The 19,021-nt window shown below is 37.3% G+C and carries 16 protein-coding genes; 4 read left to right on the top strand and 12 right to left on the bottom strand.

Features of this window, described 5'->3' with window-relative positions:
- Window positions 1-114: 114 nt before the first annotated feature.
- From typA to RV15_RS02315, 4 genes are all read right to left on the bottom strand, one after another.
- Window positions 115-1,950, bottom strand: a complete 1,836-nt coding sequence (gene typA / locus RV15_RS02330; RefSeq protein ID WP_071876449.1) for a translational GTPase TypA — start codon at window positions 1,948-1,950, stop codon at window positions 115-117.
- Between the two features lie 244 nt (window positions 1,951-2,194).
- Window positions 2,195-2,968, bottom strand: coding sequence for an inositol monophosphatase family protein (locus tag RV15_RS02325; RefSeq protein ID WP_071876448.1), 774 nt, complete (start codon window positions 2,966-2,968; stop codon window positions 2,195-2,197).
- A 1-nt stretch (window position 2,969) separates the two neighbouring features.
- Window positions 2,970-3,248, bottom strand: coding sequence for a UPF0223 family protein (locus RV15_RS02320; protein ID WP_071876447.1), 279 nt, complete (start codon window positions 3,246-3,248; stop codon window positions 2,970-2,972).
- Between the two features lie 55 nt (window positions 3,249-3,303).
- Complete coding sequence (locus RV15_RS02315) at window positions 3,304-4,572, bottom strand: voltage-gated chloride channel family protein (RefSeq protein ID WP_071876446.1); 1,269 nt, start codon at window positions 4,570-4,572, stop codon at window positions 3,304-3,306.
- Between the two features lie 319 nt (window positions 4,573-4,891).
- Between RV15_RS02315 and RV15_RS02310 the strand changes: the two genes are divergently transcribed.
- Window positions 4,892-6,256 (top strand): MATE family efflux transporter, encoded by a 1,365-nt coding sequence (locus RV15_RS02310; protein ID WP_071876464.1) that lies wholly within the window; start codon window positions 4,892-4,894, stop codon window positions 6,254-6,256.
- Window positions 6,257-6,299: 43 nt separating this feature from the next.
- Here RV15_RS02310 and RV15_RS02305 read toward each other — a convergent pair whose 3' ends face one another.
- Complete coding sequence (locus RV15_RS02305; protein WP_071876445.1) at window positions 6,300-6,806, bottom strand: HD domain-containing protein; 507 nt, start codon at window positions 6,804-6,806, stop codon at window positions 6,300-6,302.
- A 479-nt stretch (window positions 6,807-7,285) separates the two neighbouring features.
- Entirely contained in the window at window positions 7,286-8,245 is a 960-nt protein-coding gene (locus tag RV15_RS02300; protein ID WP_071876444.1) for an aromatic acid exporter family protein, read from the bottom strand.
- 116 nt (window positions 8,246-8,361) lie between these two features.
- Here RV15_RS02300 and RV15_RS02295 point away from each other — a divergent pair, with 116 nt between their 5' ends.
- A complete protein-coding gene (locus RV15_RS02295) occupies window positions 8,362-8,973 on the top strand; it encodes an FUSC family protein (RefSeq protein ID WP_071876443.1) in 612 nt (203 codons plus the stop codon).
- Between the two features lie 42 nt (window positions 8,974-9,015).
- On the opposite strand, the gene RV15_RS02290 is transcribed toward RV15_RS02295, so the two are convergent.
- The 4 genes from RV15_RS02290 to RV15_RS02275 all read right to left on the bottom strand — a co-directional run bounded on the left by RV15_RS02290 (window position 9,016) and on the right by RV15_RS02275 (window position 15,397).
- The gene (locus RV15_RS02290; RefSeq protein ID WP_071876442.1) at window positions 9,016-10,494 is read right to left on the bottom strand and encodes a flotillin lipid rafts scaffold protein FloT; all 1,479 of its coding nucleotides are present in this window, start codon (window positions 10,492-10,494) and stop codon (window positions 9,016-9,018) included.
- 20 nt (window positions 10,495-10,514) lie between these two features.
- Window positions 10,515-11,039 carry an NfeD family membrane protein gene (locus RV15_RS02285; RefSeq protein WP_071876441.1) on the bottom strand — a complete coding sequence of 175 codons (525 nt, stop codon included), beginning with the start codon at window positions 11,037-11,039 and terminating at the stop codon, window positions 10,515-10,517.
- Between the two features lie 221 nt (window positions 11,040-11,260).
- Complete coding sequence (locus RV15_RS02280) at window positions 11,261-14,686, bottom strand: FtsX-like permease family protein (RefSeq protein ID WP_071876440.1); 3,426 nt, start codon at window positions 14,684-14,686, stop codon at window positions 11,261-11,263.
- A gap of 9 nt (window positions 14,687-14,695) precedes the next feature.
- A complete protein-coding gene (locus RV15_RS02275) occupies window positions 14,696-15,397 on the bottom strand; it encodes an ABC transporter ATP-binding protein (protein WP_071876439.1) in 702 nt (233 codons plus the stop codon).
- A gap of 165 nt (window positions 15,398-15,562) precedes the next feature.
- On the opposite strand from RV15_RS02275, the gene RV15_RS02270 reads away from it, so the two are divergent.
- A complete protein-coding gene (locus RV15_RS02270) occupies window positions 15,563-16,231 on the top strand; it encodes a DNA/RNA non-specific endonuclease (protein ID WP_071876438.1) in 669 nt (222 codons plus the stop codon).
- A gap of 90 nt (window positions 16,232-16,321) precedes the next feature.
- A complete protein-coding gene (locus RV15_RS02265; protein WP_071876437.1) occupies window positions 16,322-16,708 on the top strand; it encodes a hypothetical protein in 387 nt (128 codons plus the stop codon).
- A 50-nt stretch (window positions 16,709-16,758) separates the two neighbouring features.
- Here the strand turns inward: RV15_RS02265 and nagA are convergent, their stop codons facing one another.
- Together nagA and RV15_RS02255 are read right to left on the bottom strand one after the other, a co-directional pair.
- Window positions 16,759-17,907: an N-acetylglucosamine-6-phosphate deacetylase gene (nagA, locus tag RV15_RS02260; RefSeq protein WP_071876436.1), complete on the bottom strand. Its 1,149-nt coding sequence runs from the start codon at window positions 17,905-17,907 to the stop codon at window positions 16,759-16,761.
- Between the two features lie 104 nt (window positions 17,908-18,011).
- The gene (locus RV15_RS02255) at window positions 18,012-18,839 is read right to left on the bottom strand and encodes a helix-turn-helix domain-containing protein (protein ID WP_071876435.1); all 828 of its coding nucleotides are present in this window, start codon (window positions 18,837-18,839) and stop codon (window positions 18,012-18,014) included.
- Window positions 18,840-19,021 lie beyond the last annotated feature (182 nt).

Genomic DNA, 19,021 nt, shown 5'->3' with positions numbered 1-19,021 from the left:
ATCAAGGTTTCTATAACTAAGGTACGCAGTTTTTTTAATTATCCATCAAAGTTATCCACAAAAAAAGATGGAACAAAACTTTTTAAGTCTCGTTCCACCTACTTAGCTTCTTTTTTATTCAGCTACTTTTTTCTTTTTACTAGCTTTTTCACGTTCGTTTTTATTAAGAATTTGTTTTCTTAAACGAATGCTTTCTGGTGTTACTTCACAATACTCATCTTCATTCAAGAATTCTAACGACTCTTCTAATGTAAGGATTTTTGCTTTTTTGATTACTGATGTTTGGTCTTTGTTGGCTGAACGAACATTTGTCATTTGTTTTGCTCTTGTGATGTTTACAGTCAAGTCATTGTCACGGTTGTTTTCACCGATGATCATTCCTTCATAAACGTCAGTTGTAGGCTCTACAAAGACTGTTCCACGTTCTTCAATACTCATGATACTATAAGTCGTTGCTTTACCTGTATCGATTGAAACAAGTGCTCCTTGACGGCGTCCGCCAATTGTTCCTTGAATCATTGGTAGATATTGATCAAACGTGTGATGCATAATACCATAGCCACGGGTCATTGATAAGAATTCAGTTGTATAACCGATCAGACCACGAGCTGGTGCTAAGAAGATCAAACGAATTTGACCATTACCAGTGTGGATCATATCTTGCATTTCACCTTTACGCAGGCTTAATGATTCGATAACACTACCCATGTATTCTTCAGGAGTATCGATTTGAACGCGTTCAAACGGTTCACATTTTACGCCTTCAATTTCACGTTCGATAACTTCAGGACGTGAAACTTGTAATTCGTAGCCTTCACGACGCATATTTTCAATCAAGATTGATAAATGCAACTCACCACGACCAGATACAGTCCAAGAATCGGGACCAATTGGTTCTACAAGTAAGGATACATCTGTTTGTAGTTCTGCCATTAAGCGCTCTTCAATTTTACGAGAAGTGACGTATTTACCTTCACGACCAGCAAATGGAGAGTTATTTACTAAGAATGTCATTTGTAATGTTGGTTCATCAATGTGTAGAATTGGCAAAGCTTCTTGGTGTGCTACGTCAGCAACAGTTTCACCAACGAAGATATCTTCCATACCTGAAACGGCAATCAAATCGCCTGCTTTTGCTTCATTGATTTCAACACGTTGAAGTCCAAAGAAACCAAAGATTTTAGTTACACGGAAGTTTTTCACGCTACCATCCAATTTCATCAAGGCAACTTGGTCGCCAACTTTCATTGTCCCACGGAACACACGGCCGATACCGATACGTCCAACGTAATCATTGTAGTCTAATAATGATACTTGGAATTGTAATGGTTCATCTGAATTATCCACTGGTGCTGGCACGTGTTCAATAATTTGGTCAAAGATTGGTGCCATTGTTGGTTCTTGGTCTTCTGGATTATCAGAGTTGCTTGATGTTCCATTTAGAGCTGATGCATAAATAACTGGGAAATCCAATTGATCATCATCGGCACCTAATTCGATAAATAATTCTAAGACTTCATCAACAACGTGTTCAGGACGCGCTGAGGGTTTGTCAATTTTATTAACAACAACGATTGGTGTTACTTTTTGTTCCAATGCTTTTTTCAATACGAAACGCGTTTGAGGCATCGTTCCTTCATAAGCATCAACAACTAAAACGACACCATCGACCATTTTCATGATACGCTCAACTTCACCACCGAAGTCCGCGTGTCCAGGTGTATCCAAAATGTTAATACGAGTGCCTTTGTAATCAACCGCTGTATTTTTAGCTAAGATCGTGATTCCACGTTCGCTTTCAATAGCGTTTGAATCCATCGCGCGTTCTTGTAATTGCGTGTGGCCATCTAAAGTATCTGATTGTTTTAATAGTTCATCTACTAATGTTGTTTTACCGTGATCGACGTGGGCGATGATTGCCACGTTTCTAATATCTTCTCTGTATTTCAATGTAATTGCTCCTTATCCTTTTGCCTTACGTCACTTGTTCATTAAATCCGACTTTTTATTATACCAAATTTTTTTCATGAAATATAGTCTAAAGCTTTCAAAAGTTGTGAAAACTTCATATTTTATTGCCTTTTTTTGAAAAATAACACATTTCCTGAAAAAAAGCAATGTTTTCTTTCAAGGTAGCATTACTGATTTCAACATCTATTTAATTGTTTTTCCATGTGTATCAAGGAAACGGTCACTATTTCTGAATAAAATTTTCCTGAATTTCTGTATAAGTTGTAGGTGTTGCTGCTAAAAAATATTCACGTTTAGCAAATGCTAATGGTTTTCCTTCTATATTAGAGTACTTAAATCCAAACTCATCTAACAAAACCAAACCAGCTGCATAATCCCATGGACTTAGATTAGAAATATAACCAATATGATTCCCTTTTAGCATAGCGATCAACTCGACTCCTGCACATCCGCTAACTCTGATGCCCATACTTGCGTGACCAATTTCTCCAGCAGAATAAATATTTTTACCATACATATATGCATTCATACCTAACAAGCCTTCTGATAAAGAGGTATCTTTTGGCTGTAATAATTTTTGATCATTCAAAAAAACGCCGTACCCTTTGCCGCCCCAGTATAATTCATCTTTCATCACATCATAGATAAAGCCTAGTTGCCCGATTCCTTCTTCAAACACAGCGATCATGATACAAAAATTCTCTTGTTCCATCACAAAATTCATCGTGCCATCGATCGGATCAATGATCCAAACTCGTCCAGCTAAAGAATCGAGCGTGTCAAAACCTTTTTCCTCAGCCAAAATCCGATCATCGGGATAGTATTGATTTATTCTTTTAATCAAAAAGGTTTGCGTTTCTTCATCAATATTTGTAACCAGATCTGTTCTGCCAGACTTTTGTGAAACACTCAATTCATCGGTTAAGCTAACACGAATGTACCCTGCCGCTTCTTTTAACCATTCTTTGATTTCAATGATCATTTTTTCTTTTGTCATTTTAATCAGCTCCTAGTTTCAATCTGCCTGACTCTTGTTTTTTTGCTTGTTGTAGTGTTCGATACAAAGAGTAACCAGATGCTTTTTGAAATTCATTGCCTAAACGTTTTTCTTCACCAATACTTTTAACAACAGTCTTAAATTCTTTATACGTATTCAAAAAAACATTGGTATCAATTCCAGTTTCATTTGCTTGTTCTACTGCCGACCACAAATTGGTAACAATTACCATTTCAGCAGTTGTCCAGTCTAAATCTAAAGGGTATTGATAGTCTTTCATGCTTTCACCTCATTTCCTAGTTTATCATAGGCTAAGAATATTTTTCTATAATATGCTAATTTCTCTTTTTATTTGTCCAGTTCGTCACCAGCGGTAAAAATAAAACCCCTTTTTCTACTTCCACTTTTTGAGCCGAATAAATCCCAGTATTCCCTGAACACATGTAGCTGATCAAACAAATCATAAAGAAAAATAAGGCTGCTTCGCCTCCAAATAGTTCAATCCCCATAATAAAACAAGCAATTGGTGTATTCGTCGCTCCTGAAAAAACACCAATAAATCCTAGTCCCGCTAAAAAGGGAATCGATAAATGAAGAATCACGGCTAAACTACTACCTAATGTTGCACCAATTTCAAATAAAGGTGTCACCTCGCCACCTTGATAGCCGGCACCTAATGAAAGAGCTGTGAAAAAGAGTTTCCCCAGAAAATCGAACCAGTGATTATCCCCATTAAACGCATCTTTTAATAAAGGTAAACTTAGTCCCAGATAACGTTGAGTCTGTAAAATAAAAACAGCTGCCACCACAATGACTCCACCGATAAAATTCCGTAAAACGACATTTCCAACCCAGTTAGCATAGACTTTTTTGATTAAGACGATCGAACGACTGAATAACCAGCCCACTAAACCAAAACAAATCCCGGCAATCATTATTTTGAAAAACAAGAGTACAGACCAATCCGGTATTGGCCCCATCCCATAATGTGTATGCGTTATGCCAAAGGACTCTGTCACGACGTTTGCAAAAAAAGCGGCAAAAAAACTTGGAAAAAGACCATCAGATCTCAAACGACCGATCATTAAGACTTCCAAACCAAAAATTGTTCCCGCCAATGGAGTTCCGAAAACAGAACTAAACCCGGCGCTGATTCCACAGATAATCACGATTTCTCGTTCAATTTTATCAAGTCGAAACATGCGCCCCACAGCATTAGCTACTGTTCCTCCCATTTGAACAGCGGTCCCTTCACGACCAACTGAACCGCCAAATAAATGGGTAGTGATTGTCCCAAATAAGGTCAGTGGAATAAGTCGCAATGGAATATTCTCTCGTTCACCATTCGCTTGATCGATGACAAGATTATTTCCTCTGATAGCATTTCCACCATACTTTTTATATAAGAAGGCAAAAACACCACCGCTGATCGGCAGAATAAATAAAAGCCACGGGTTATCCATTCTAATTTGCGTTACTAAATCTAAACTTTTCAGAAAAAAAGCAGACAACGTCCCCATTATTAACCCAATCAACAAAGTAATGCTGAACCACTTGACCATATAGATGCTGATTTTTATTGGCCTACTTAATTCATTTTCCACGCAGTCATCTCCTTAAAAATACATCAACTATTCTATGATACCACTTCTTAAATCTAAGCTGATCAATTATAGCAATTTTTATTGAAAGAAACGAGAAATAAATAAAAGCCCAATTATTTTATAGAAAGAATCCTCATTTAAATTAAAAATAAATTCGGCTTAATAAAGCACTTGCAAAAGCTTAATATTGTGCTACTATAAATAGGAAATTTTCAATTATTTTACGGTATTTATTACATCTTATTTGACTGTTATTTTCATTGAAATTGTAGAGGTAATTTCCCACAAATTATGTACTTGGAATGAAAGGATGTTTTCATTGAAAGAATTAACACATGGCAATCCTGCAAAATTGATTTTTCTCTTTACGATTCCTTTATTGATTGGCAATATTTTCCAACAGTTCTATAATATGGCTGATATGATTATCGTTGGACAAACTCTCGGAAAAGATGCTCTAGCAGCAGTTGGTTCGACTGGCAGTATTACTTTTTTGATTATTGGTTTTGCTCAAGGCTTAACAGCAGGTCTATCCATTCTGACGTCACAGCGCTTCGGCGGACAAGATTATCGCGGTGTGAAAAAAAGTTTTGCTACAGGAATCATCATTAGCGCAGTTGTGACAATTGTCTTGACTGTTTTAAGTTTGATTTTTGTTCGTCCTATGTTACAACTCATGCAGACGCCTAAAGAAATAATTGAAGATGCACAAACATTCATCTCCATTATTTTTGTGGGAATTTTTGCGGCAATGGCCTTTAATCTACTCTCAAATATAATTCGGGCCTTAGGAGATAGCAGAACGCCTCTTTTATTTTTGATCATTGCCAGTATCATCAATGTTGTGCTTGATTTAGTGTTGATCATCAATTTCCATATGGGCGTTGCTGGAGCTGGAATTGCAACTGTTACTGCCCAACTAGTATCTAGTCTTTTATGTGTGATTTATATTCGTCGGAAAATCCCTAATCTACAGTTACGTAAAAAAGACTTTTCGATCGATAAGCGTGAGTTTCGTGCTCATTTGAATATTGCTTTACCGATGGCCTTTCAATCATCGATCATTGCAATCGGCGCGATTATTTTACAAGCAGCTTTAAACAGTTTAGGCACAGATGTTGTCGCAGCTCAGGCAGCTTCTGGTAAGATCGAACAATTTGCGACCCAACCAATGATGTCTTTTGGTATTGCAATGGCAACCTTCACTGCTCAAAATTACGGTGCAAAAAAATATAAACGGATTTTGCAAGGCGTCAATCAATGTCTACTAATGAGTATTGGTTTCAGCCTTTTAGCTGGTGGTATTGTGATTTTGTTTGGGCAAAATCTGGTAATGCTGTTTGTCAGCGGAAAAGAAACAGAAGTCCTCAACCTTTCTCAAACTTATTTTAATGTCAACGGCAGTATGTACTGGCTGCTCGCAATCTTATTCATCCTCCGCTACACGCTGCAAGGCTTAGGTCAAAGCGTGATTCCTACTTTAGCTGGGATCATGGAGTTGATCATGCGCTCGTTTGCCGCCATTATTTTAACAGCATCCTTAGGTTTTGTTGGTGCAGCTCTCGCTTCTCCACTTGCTTGGGCGGGTTCTGTAATGGTCTTGCTTGCTTCCTACTTCAAAGCAATTAAACGCTTGAAAAAGTTAGATCAGGAACAAACATATGAAGCTCAATCAGCACGATAATATCAAAAAACAACCGATTCTCAAAAGAAAATCGGTTGTTTTTTTATTGTACAGATTCTTTTCTGCCGAAATATTGGCGCCATTTTGCTTTTACCGAGTTCGTCATCGGTTCAGAGGCTTCTTTCACTGCACAATATTTATCTACCATTGTAACAATATAGCTTTCTTTATATTTTGGCGGAGCAATTGTCGCTCCCCACATGTGCTTAATGATGATATCTCGTTCTAAATCTGAAAGCTCTGTTAGCTTCTCAGCATTTTTCACAGCGATTCTAGGATGCATATACGCATGCGTTCCTTCATCAAATTTTGTTGTACGCCAATCATAGTAGAATAAATCATGTAGCAGTCCAGCACGAGCCGTTGCTCTGGCATCACCATTCCATTTTTTAGCTAGTTTATAACTATTGTACGAAACACTGATTGAATGATCTAAACGAGTTGAGTGAACATGCTGCGTGTAATTACCTAAACGCTGTACTTCTTCCGTTTCCAACAAATCTTCCACATAAGACATATATTCTTGATCTTCACGCCATTTTTCAGTCATTAATTCTGGTTCCACCTTTTTAGAGATTTAAAGTTTCTATTTATTCTGATTTTAAGAAAAAGTCTTTTTTGAACTTGATGAAAGTATAGCACCTCGTATTTCTAAATACTAGGATTTTTGAATTCCGTAACTAAACTTTAATATTTGCTTTATATTTAGACTAGCCAAGGAAATCCGACAGATCAGTTCATCAATGAAACAATTCGAGTTAAGCATATTTATACAAATAATACCCAAGCAATAAAAATCCATACAATTAATCAAAGACCAAAAAAAACAGTTGCTTAGTCTAACATAAAATGAGTTACCAAAAATGAATGAGATTCAAGAAAGTTTATTTTTCCTATTCGGTATGGGCTTCTTCCTAAACGTAGCCTTCTATCTTATGAATAAAAAACATGACTGATCTTTAGCAAACCGATAAAAAGCCTGAGAAATCGGTTGATTTTATCAGGCTTTTAACTAGTCTTCGCTCAAGCTTATTTTTCAATTTGATGTTTTGCAAATTCAGCTTTGATTTCTATAAATGATTGAAATACTTGTAAAAATTGAAATAATTGAGCTCTATTTTCAAATTCTTCTCTTGTTTTCGGCAATTCTTTTTTACGATACGCTTCGTATACCTGATCGATGCGATCTAAAATTTCTTGCCCATCATTATTTTCCGCAAAGGTTTCAGCAGTATAAAGCAACAGTTCTTGAATATTCCCTACTTGTTCGGGTTCGACCGTGATCTTTTCGAGAGTCCGTAACATGTCTTTCAAGTTATTGCTTTGAAGCCGTCTCATTGTAAAATATTCAATGTAATAATGATTGGAAGAAATCAGCTGATTCTCTGCATGATTTTTTGCCCAATTTTCACCCGTTCGTATAAACGCTTTTAAGTCATTACATTTTTCAAATAGGTCTCGTTCTTTAACATGTTGGTTCAGATAAGCCGCCATATTATTCAGGATTTTACGGAACATCGTTTCAATGGTTTCTTGATCTTCTTTTAAACGTTTTTCAGTATCCGGCATATAGAGATTCATCAGTAACGCAAAACCAACACCGATGGTCATCAATAAAAATTCATTGCCGATAATCGTCCAAGATAAGTCTTGCTCAACTAAATACTGCGTCACCAAAACTGAACTAACGACGATCCCATCTGAAAGCTTAAAGTAAACTGCTCCTGGAATAAATAAGAGTAAATAGACCCCGAATGCAATTGCATTGAATCCTAAAATAGAAAAACACAGGTAAGCAATAGCCGTAGCTAACGCTAAAGAAAGGAGTCGGTAAAGTCCAGTTAATAATGAGGTTTTCTTCGTGTTGGTGACACTCAATACCGAGATGATTCCAGCAGACGCTGGATATAATAACCCTAAACTTCCTGCAACGATCATCGATAACGTCGCACTTACGGCAGTTTTGATCGTTCGTAATCCAATTTTCATTTGACAGCTCCTCACAAAATGATTAATCTTTTGTTTTAATACTAGTAATTTTACCTCTATTTCGGTTATCATTAAATAGAAAACTGATTAAATGTTGATTATAGGAGAGAAAGCTCATGGAAATCGGTCCTTTTCGTTTAGGTATGCGCACATTAAAAACGGCCTTAGCTGTTATGTTGTGTATTATTTTATTTAAAGTATTCGATCGAGGTGCACCGATGATTGCGGCTTTAGCTGCCGTTTTTTCATTGCGGCAGGATTTAACGACCAGTCTTACTTTCGGGAAATCCAGAATTCTTGGGAACACTTTAGGCGGCGGTTTGGCGATTGTATATTTTTTAGTGAAAGATCTTTTTTCCAATGATTTCTTAGTTGAATTATTTTTACTGCCTTTGCTAGTGATGATTGTAATCGTGATTTCTGATGGCATGAATAATAATTCTGGGATCATCTCAGCCATTGCCACATTATTACTGATTTCATTGAGTATCCCTCAGGGAGAGTCGTTTTATTTTGCTTTATCTAGAGTGATTGATACGTTTATTGGAACGTTTATTGGAATCGGGCTGAATTTCTTTTTCAAACCAAAACCAATTGAGGAAAAGCATGAAATTGAGGAAGACTTAGCTGAGCTAGCAAAGAAAGAAAAAGAACTGGAAGAACTGAAGCTGAAAGTACAAAAACGTGTTGAAGCTGAAAACAATCGTGATGATGAAATCAAAAAATAGAAATAGCGGCTAAAATCTTACTTGATTTTAGCCGCTACTTTATTACTCGTTGTCGCTAGATTGTTCTTCTCCATAGAAATTCACATTACTGTTGGTGCCTTTTTTAGAGAAGTTTTCAATCAATTCTTTGACATCTAATCCGGTTGTTTCTTTTAATGTTTCTTGTGTTCCTGCTAATAAATTCGTCGCATAGTTGGTAATACGGTTAGCGCCAGCATTTTCACCACCGCCGCCTGTATCGACAACAGAGATTTTATCAATGTTGCTAAGGGGTTGAGCCGCTTCTTTCATTAATTGCGGTAACATTTCTATTACCATGCTTAAGACAGCAGCTTCGCCATATTCCTTGAAAGCATCGGCGATTTTTTGTTTTGCTTCGGCTTCGGCAGCTCCACGAGCTAAAATAGATTCAGCTTCGGCTTGACCTGCAAGACGTGTTTGATTAGCTTCAGCTTCAGCTAAAGATTCTACACGGAAACGTTCTGCTTCGGCTTCGGCCACTTCACGTGCTTTTTGTGCTAAAGCTTCTTGTTCTTTAGCATAACGATCAGCATCTGCTTTTTTCTTCACTTCTGAATCGTATTGTTTTTCTCGACGAACGATTTCTTTTTCTTCTAACTCGATTTGTTTTTGACGCTCAATAACTTTAACTTCCATCTCTTGAGCAATAACTTCTTGTTGAGCTTTGGCTGTTTCCAAATTGTAGGCTTGGTCAGCTTTGGCTTTTGCAATATCTTGCGCTTCTTTATACGTTGCAAGTTTCAATTCTTTTTCTTTTGAGGCTTCAGCAATTTCTGTTTGACGTTGTAGTTCTGCTTGTTGCGATTCTTTTTCAGCTTCAGCTTTTTTGATACGTGTTTCTTTCCACGCTTCGGCTTCTGCGATATCTGCATCACGTTTTACTTGGGCAATTCTTGGCTTACCTAAAGAATCTAAGTAGCCATTTTTGTCGCGAACTTCTTTAATTGTGAATGATACGATGATCAAACCCATTTTTGCTAAATCCACACTGGCAACTTCTTGCACACTTTGGCTGAATTTATCACGATTTTGATAGATTTCTTCGACTGTCATTGAGCCTAAGATCGAACGTAGATGTCCCTCTAACACTTCTCGCGCTTCATTTTCAAGCTCTTCACGGGTTTTACCTAAGAATTGCTCTGCAGCTGTGGCAATTTCTTCGACAGATGAGCCGATTTTGATGATCGACGTTCCATCACACATTACTGGAACCCCTTGTTCTGTATAAACTTCTGGAGTCGATACATCTAGTTTACTTGATAATAAACTGATTCTGTTTGAGCGTTGGAATACAGGCAGAACAAATGCACCTCCGCCGCGAACGATTTTTATTTTATTACCGCTTTCATCAGCATGTACATTTTTACTTCCTAAGTAACTCCCACTAATAATCAATGCTTCATCTGGTTTAGCTGTTTGATATTTTGAAATAAACACGATCAACATCATCAACAAAATAAACACAACCAGAACAATCGGTCCTAAAATCCCTAAATCCATTTTCTTCTACCCCTTCTCTTTTATAATTGTAAACTTCCTTCATAAGGAACCACATAACAGACACGTTCTCTGATCTCAATGATCAGCACTTGTGCTCCTCGTTCGATTGTTTGCTCTTGAGGCGCATAGAAAGCAGCTGGTCGGCTGATAGATCCTGTGACACTTTTCAACTGTATTTCACCCATCCCACCGACTGGAATCGGCGTCACAACGGTTGCGGTGTTTCCTTCCATATCCTTTTCAGAGATTGAAATGGTTGATTCTGCGTTTTTCATTGGCATCAATACATAAAAATTCAGCAAAAAAACAAGAATCGAAGCAATTGCTCCACTGACTAGAAACAGCATCAGATGATTCCAGCCTAGCAAACGCTCTCCCAAATAACCGAATAATGAAGTAAAAGCCAACCACGGAACCGCCAACATAGGATCGATTGGTCCATCAAAATCAAAAACATCACCAAAAATCACCAGTAAAACGGCAATCCCCGCACAAACAATCAATGTATATAGATAAATCGTTTCAAGTGGAATACCTTGTATCACGTTCTCACATCCTTTCTCCTACCTAAGAATCTTAAAACTCCCTACTGTCCCAATGTTTAAGCAACGATCCATTCTCATTCGACGTTCTCCCGAAGATACTTATATTTTACCAATATTTTGTACAAAAGGATAGCTAATCTTGAAAAATCATCATTAAAGTGTATGCGTTAAAAAAATGAAACGAATAAATCTTAACAAAAAGATCATTCGTTTCATTCATTCTATTCATTTGATTTTAAAGCTTCGATCATATCAACTTTTTTCAATTTTCTGTGCATGAAAAACATGACCAGTAAAGTAAAGAATAAGGTGATCAGCGCTGAATATAAGTAACTCAACCAATGGATGGTCGGCGAGAACATCAGCATATCAACCTCGACTGTTGTCAATACATAACTATGAACGAGTTTTCCAAAGAAGCAACCAAAGAAAATACCGATAAACGTTAAAATAATATTTTCCCGATACACATACATCGTGACTTCTTTGTCGTAGAATCCTAATACTTTTATGGTTGAGAGCTCTCTGATTCGTTCTGAAATATTGATATTCGTCAAATTATATAAAACGATAAACGCCAATAAACCAGAAACGGTAATCAAGACCCACACTACGATATTCAAACTATGAATCGTATCATCTAAGGCATCACTTGAAATCGACAAGAAAGAAACATTTAATACGTTTTGATTTTCCATTAATTCTTTACCGATCGTAGCCTCTACTTTTTCACTTAGTGCCTTATTAAAGAGTAAAAATTCTGTATTATAGAGCGGTGCTTTTTGGGTTATTTTTTTATAATACGTTGGTGACATATACGCAAAATGACCAGTATAATTTTCAGCGATTGCACTGATTTTGAATTTGTATTCTTGATTATCACTATTTTTCAAAACAAGTGTGTCTCCTGCTTTGTAGTGGAATAGATTGGCTAACTTTTCATTGATGATCACACCATCATCTGTTAGCTGATATTTTTTACCAGATTGTCGATCATTAAACAGAATAAACTGATCGATTGCTTTTGGTTTTTCAGGAACATAGACTGAAACATCTTGTTTAGCATTCGACTCTTTCGTCGTTTTTAACGTTTCTACATACAGCGGCATCGTTTCTTTCAAGTCAGCAACTTTGTCCAACACTGCTTGATAGTTCTGTGCCTCTTCTTTAGATGGATCCTCTTTGAAAGTGACCACTGCTTGATAGTGCCAGATTTTATTGAACTGCACTTCTACGATATCCGAAATCGAATCTTTTAAGCCAAATCCTGTAATGATCAACGCCATACAGCCAGCAATTCCCAAAACAGTCATCAACATGCGTTGTTTGTAACGGAATAAATTTCGTGCTGTGACTTTTTGAATAAAGCTTAATCGATTCCAAATTGGTTTTATCCGCTCCAGCCAAATTCTTTGGCCTGCTTTAGGTGCTTTGGGACGCAAAAGACTTGACGGTGTACTAAATAAATCGATTCGTAAAACCACCATAGCAGCCCCTGCCGTACATAGTACAGCTACTAATAGCCCAATCAAGCTGTAGCTTAAGTACCAAGGTGTAACAAAATTAGGAATATTGTATAACTGCCCATACGCATCAAAGATAATTGTTGGGAATAAGTAATAGCCCACGAATAAGCCTAAAACTGCCCCACAGACACTGGCAATCGCCGCATACACTAAAAATTTAAAGGCAATCTCACCGTTTCGATAACCTAATGCTTTTAGACTGCCGATTTCCATACGTTTTTCCTCAACCATACGCGTCATCGTCGTTAAACTCACTAAGGCCGCGATTAAGAAAAAGAAGATTGGAAAAACGGTTGAAAGAGAAGAAATCCGATTGGCATTGTCTTCATATTCTGAATAACCAGGATTGTCATCTCGTGTGAAGTAATAATAATCCGCCGCTTTTAGATCTGCTAATTCATTTTGTTTCTTTTCTAATTGTTGTTTAGCATCATTCAGTTCAGGGATTGTTTCTGTTTTTTTCTTTTGAAATTCAGCTAAGCCTTGATCGTAGGCGGCTTGACCTTCATCAATTTTCGCCTGAGCTTCGTTTAACTTCGCTTGCCCTTCTAGTCTTGACTGCTCCAATTGTGCTTGACCCGCCGCTAGTTGCTCTTTTCCAGAAGTTAATTGAGCTTCTGCTTGCACAATTTGAGCCTCAGCTTGGGCTAATTGTTGTTGTCCTTGTGTATATTGTGCAATCGACTGATTGATTGTACCGATCGTTTGGTCAAGTGTTTGTAACCCTTGTGCAATTTCAGCTTGTTGCGCTGATAAATTAGTTAAAGCGCCGTTGATTGCACCCATAACGACCCCAATATTTCCTCGTTCCGGTTGAGCAATCAATTGATCAACCGCAGCCGAAACCTCGGCAGGAGCGCCTAATGATTGAATGCTAGCCTGCAGTTGAGGCGCAGCCTCTGCAATACTTTCTGCTAATGATTCGTCTGGTACACGATCTAAAATAGCAACTGAAGAACCTAAGCTTTGGTAACCATTCACTAATTGACTCAGTGATTCGTTTGACGCAGCTAGTTCGTTTCGTTGTTGTTGTAAACCAGGTAAGGCATTTTGTCCCTCAGTCACTTGATTTGCTGCTTGTGCTAATTCGTTTTGCTTTGTTGCAAGGAGATTTTTTTGCGCTATAAGCTCATCTTCGCTGTTTGTAATTGTCGTTTGATTCACTACAAGCTCGTTTTCTGCAGCGTTGATTTGCTGTGTATAGTCAGCTTGTGCTTGAGCTAATTCTTGCTTACCTGATGCTAATTCCTGCTCACTTGTTTGTAGTTTTGCTTCAGCATCTTTTAACGCATTTTCACCGTCTGTAATCTCTTTTTGCGCTTTTTCAAAAGCTGCTTTTGATTCTGCACGGATTTCTTCCACACGTTGTTCAGGTCGTTTTTTCATTCCTTTTTTGACCGACGCAACAGCTTTTTCACGTTTGTCTTTGTATTCTGTTGAATAGCTATCAATTTTGCTTAGACCTTTAAAGGATACTAGAATTTCTGTATACGTCGAAAGCTCCATATCTTCTTTAGGAACGACCGCAAAAAAATCTAATGAGCCTTTGCCAATCGTCGTATTCCCTCTTGACGTGTTCTCAATATATTCAGGCGACTGAACAAAACCGACGATTTTAAACTGCTCTTTTTTCAACGCGTCATCTTTGTTATCTTCTTTTGAAACAGTCAGTGTTTCTCCCAATTTATAGTGACCTCGTAATTGTGCAAGATCATCTAAAACAATTTCGCCACTTTTTTCAGGCATACGGCCGTTCACTATTTTATAATCAATTAATGGTTGTTGTTGTTTCAAATCATAACTGATAAATTTTACCGCGACATTGCGCTGACTGATTGCCAAATCTTTTGTATATCTTGGGAAAACTGTTTTTACATCTTTTACTTGTTTGACCGTATCAAGATCTTTATCTGTTAATCCTAAGGTGGAAACAATTCGGGCATCTGGTAATTTTTGTTTTTGATAATAGTTGGATGCTGTCTGAGTCATATCAGGTCCTGTAGCTTTTAAACCAACAAATACCATGACTCCAAGAAAAATAATGCCCATGATCGATATAAACCGTGTTTTCGACTGCTTGATTTCGCGAAAACTTGTTTTAATTAAGGCTGATTTTTTCACCACTACCACCTACCATTCTATCTCTGATACAGGTTTTGGTTCCTCGTTAATCACCACACTACGAACCTTGGCATCGTTAATCCGAATCACACGATCAGCCATTGGCGCAATCGCAGAATTGTGCGTAATGATGATCACAGTCGTACCCGTATTACGAGCTGTTTCTTGCAAGATCGTTAGTATTTGTTTTCCTGTTTCATAATCTAGTGCACCTGTAGGTTCATCACATAACAATAATTTAGGGCGTTTAGCAATCGCTCTAGCAATCGTTACACGTTGCTGTTCGCCTCCGGATAATTGTGCTGGAAAATTGTCCAAACGCTCCCCTAAGCCAACAGATTTTAAGACTTCTTCTGGATTTAAAGCATCTGAAACAATTTGAGAAGCCAACTCGACGTTTTCTTTTGTCGTTAAATTAGGTACTAAATTATAAAATTGAAAAACAAACCCTACATCATTTCTACGATAGGTCGTTAATTGTTTTTCATTGAATGTTGCAATATCAGTTCCGTCGATGACGATTTGCCCTTCATCACAAGAATCCATTCCACCTAAAATATTGAGCACCGTCGATTTCCCTGCACCACTTGGACCTAAAATAACCGCAACTTCCCCTTGCTCTACAGAAAAAGTAATCCCATCATTTGCAGCAATTGTTGTATCTCCCATATGATATCTTTTATATTCATTAATTACATCGATATAAGCCATGACTTTTCAATCCCCTCTCAAAAGAATTTTATCATAAGAAGGCAAACAAGTCCTCTCGCAACTCAAAAAGCTTTTTGATTTTTTGATTTTTTTTCGTATAATAGAAAGATGACTTATAAAGAATTCTCTATAAAAGTCAGCTTTATTTAAGTTAGGAGAAAAAACATGGCAAGAAAAAAACAAAAACCGCCTTTCAGTCCTGCAGTTATGCTTGTGGCCGTTTTAATTATTTTAGTTTTAGGCGTCTTTGGCGTTCAAGTTCCAGATAACATTCAAGAAATGTTTGGACTTCACACACAACAACAAACCAAGCCAAGTACAACCAAACCTGTCAGTTCGACAAATACCGGACCTAAGGAATTAGGTGCTGCGACTTTTTTATCGGATGAATTAGCGGATAGTAAAAAGGGCTGGATTGATTATCACACATTGGATTCACTTAGCCGTGCAACGGGAGCAGATGCCTTATTAAAACCAGCTATGGTCAATACTGGTACCTCTGCTAACAAAGATATTCGTCCTCCCGGCTTTGTTTCTGGCTTAGAGCCGACACTTCATTCCAGAGGTCATTTGATTGGGCGCCAACTCGGTGGTTCAGGTGATGATCCTCGAAATCTCACTACACTGTATCAAACACCTGTCAACACGCCTTATATGACTAAATATGAAAACCAGGTTCGACAAGCACTAGATAACGGTGAAACCATCCGTTATCGCGTAATTCCTGTTTATGAAGGAACTGCATTGTTATGTAAGCAAATTGACATTGAGGCAAAAGGACTAAATAAACACACAACCGTTGATTTTCGTGTTACGATTTTAAATGAACGATAAACTCTTACGGCATTATTTTGCAATCAGCTGAGCAGGTAGTTAATTAAGATCGAATAAGCTCACTTAGCTTTTAAATCAGGAGGTGTATATATGGATTTTCAAAAAATCAAAGAAGAACTGATCGAAACTGATCCACAAAGCTTTTTAACAGCTGTCTTAGCATATGAACAAGCCGAAGACAGTATGATTATTTTCAGTCAATCGCTTGAAGAACAATTTGAACAAACGATTCAGTACCTTACATCTGATGATACGATTTCCTTAAATGACCTTTCGAGTTGGAAAAATCACGGGTTTCTAGTCGTAGCTCAAACGATTGATGGCGACTATATTGCGGGGACAGCTGAGCAAACATTTGTGATTCCTGTTTCACTCTACAAAACAGATATTGAAACCTATCACCTGTCTTTACCAGACTTTTTTATTGCCTACACAAACCATACAATTGTCTCATCAATTTTACCTAAAAATCCATAAATAAAAAAACAGATTTTGGCGCTTAAATCAGCCAAAATCTGTTTTTTTATTTATGCACGGTAACGTTCTACTCCGTCAAGATACGTTGCTTCTAATTCCATGCTAGGGTTCAATACGATAAAGTCAGCATCACGTCCGTTTGCGATCATACCGCATTTATCTTCGATTTTACAACTAACAGCTGGAACTAAAGTTGCCATCATAATAGCTTGTTCTGGTGTCGCGATTTCCCAGTCAACAACATTTTTGATTGCTTCTTTTAATTTCAAGATACTGCCAGCTAAATTACCAGACTCTAAGCGAGCCGTTCCATCTTTTACGACAACTGGGAATTCACCTAAGTTGTAATTTCCGTCCGGCATGCCGCCGGCCATCATACAGTCAGTAATCAATGCTACATGATCATGTCCAGCTTTTTCCATTAAAATATCTGCAGCATTTGGATGTACATGATGACCATCACAAATCAATTCAGAGAACACATGGTTTAATGACATCAATGCACCAACCATCCCAGGTTCACGGTGGTTAAGTCCGCGCATGCCGTTGTATGCATGAACAAAAACACTCGCCCCGGCTTCTACTGCATCTGTCGCTTGTTCTAGCGTTGCATCACTATGCCCTAAAGCCACAACCACACCTTCATCCGTAACAGCTTTGACAAAGTCTTTAACTCCTTTACGCTCTGGAGCTAAGGCAATTTTTTTGATCAAACCACCTGAAGCTTCCTGCCATTCATTGAATGTCGCAAGATCTGGATCGCTGAAATAACTTGGATTTTGAGCACCTTTATGTTCTTCCGTGAAAAATGGTCCTTCAAAGTAAATCCCTTGCACTTTAGCACCTGGAACTTCTTGATATACCTCACCGATTGTTTTTGCAACATCTTTTAAGCGCTCTTTACTTGAAGTCAATGTTGTAGGTAAAAATGATGTAACACCGCAAGATAACAAGCCTTCTGACATAACTTTCAAGCCTTCTGCATCACTATCCATCACATCATGGTTCATATAGCCATGAATATGAGTATCTACCAAGCCCGGCGCAATCCATTTTCCTTCTTCATTAATCACTTTAGCATCACTTGCTGGTACTTCTTTATAAAAGTCTCCAAATAAGCCATCTGTAATTTCTAAATATCCCGGTCCTTTTACATCGCTTTTTAAAAAGAACTTTTCTGCAAAGATAAACGTTCTCATCTTCATCCTTCTTTCTTTAATTTTCTACTTTAAACCTACTCTTAAAATCAGTTAAAGTCAAGAATGGTGTAGACCTTTTCTAAAAAATATTTACTGAACTTTCTTTAAATTTTAATCGTTTCGATACGCTGGATTTGTTCAGATAAAATTAGATATTCAGCAGCTTTCTCTGAACATCCTTTGACGACCAACAATTGACTCTTCAATTGAAATAATTCACTTAGATAATAATAGCTATTTCTATGTCTTGACCAAACAATCCCTTGGTCAATATAGATTTGCGCTTCTTCCAGCCGTTTTTGATCCGTCAAAAATTTAGAATAATTATAAAAAATCTTTGTTAACTCAGCAGTGACGCGTTCATTGGGTAATTTATGAAAATAATGAATACTTAATTTCAGATATTTCTCCGCTTCGACAATTTTCCCAATACTACTATAGGTACTACCGATACAACTGATGACTTGTATTTCAAAGTCAGATAAGTTCTCTTTATTTGCCTGATAAGTATAGGAAAGCCCCTTTTTCAAGTCAAGTATTGCCTGTTCATAATCACTACATAAATAAAATTTACAACTACCTAGATAATAATAATAGCGCTGCCAATCCGTATCCAAATGTAATCGTTCTTCAATTTGGGTATCTCTCATGTAATGCATTATTTTAAGATATTCTTTATGGCGAAAGTAATCAGCTATTTTTTCAAATATTTGAGTGATCAGACGGACTTCTTCTGACTTAAACTGCATGATTTGATCCATCGTTACGCCTAAACGCTGACAAATTTGCTGCATCACTACCACATTGGGCAACTCTTCATTGTTTTCGATCCTACTCAAGACACTTTGTGAGCAGATATCTTCTGATAACATTTTTTGTGTTAATTTTCTATTCTTACGAATTTCTTTAATAACCGCTCCAAAAGAATCCATGCCTTCACTCCTAAGCCTATTTCAATAATCTATTAAAAATGATTTTTATTTTATAAACAACTCAAAATATGCGAATTCGCATTATGCATTTATTGTACTTTATTGCATAATATACTGCAAGAACATTACCTATTACTAAACCGAGACGATTGAAAATAATTTTGCTTTGCAAATAAGGGGTG

The sequence above is a fragment of the Enterococcus silesiacus genome (genome assembly GCF_001886225.1).
GTDB classification, from domain to species: domain Bacteria; phylum Bacillota; class Bacilli; order Lactobacillales; family Enterococcaceae; genus Enterococcus_L; species Enterococcus_L silesiacus.
The sequence above is the reverse complement of the archived record's forward strand: the minus strand, read 5'-3'. Positions and strand labels throughout refer to the sequence as shown.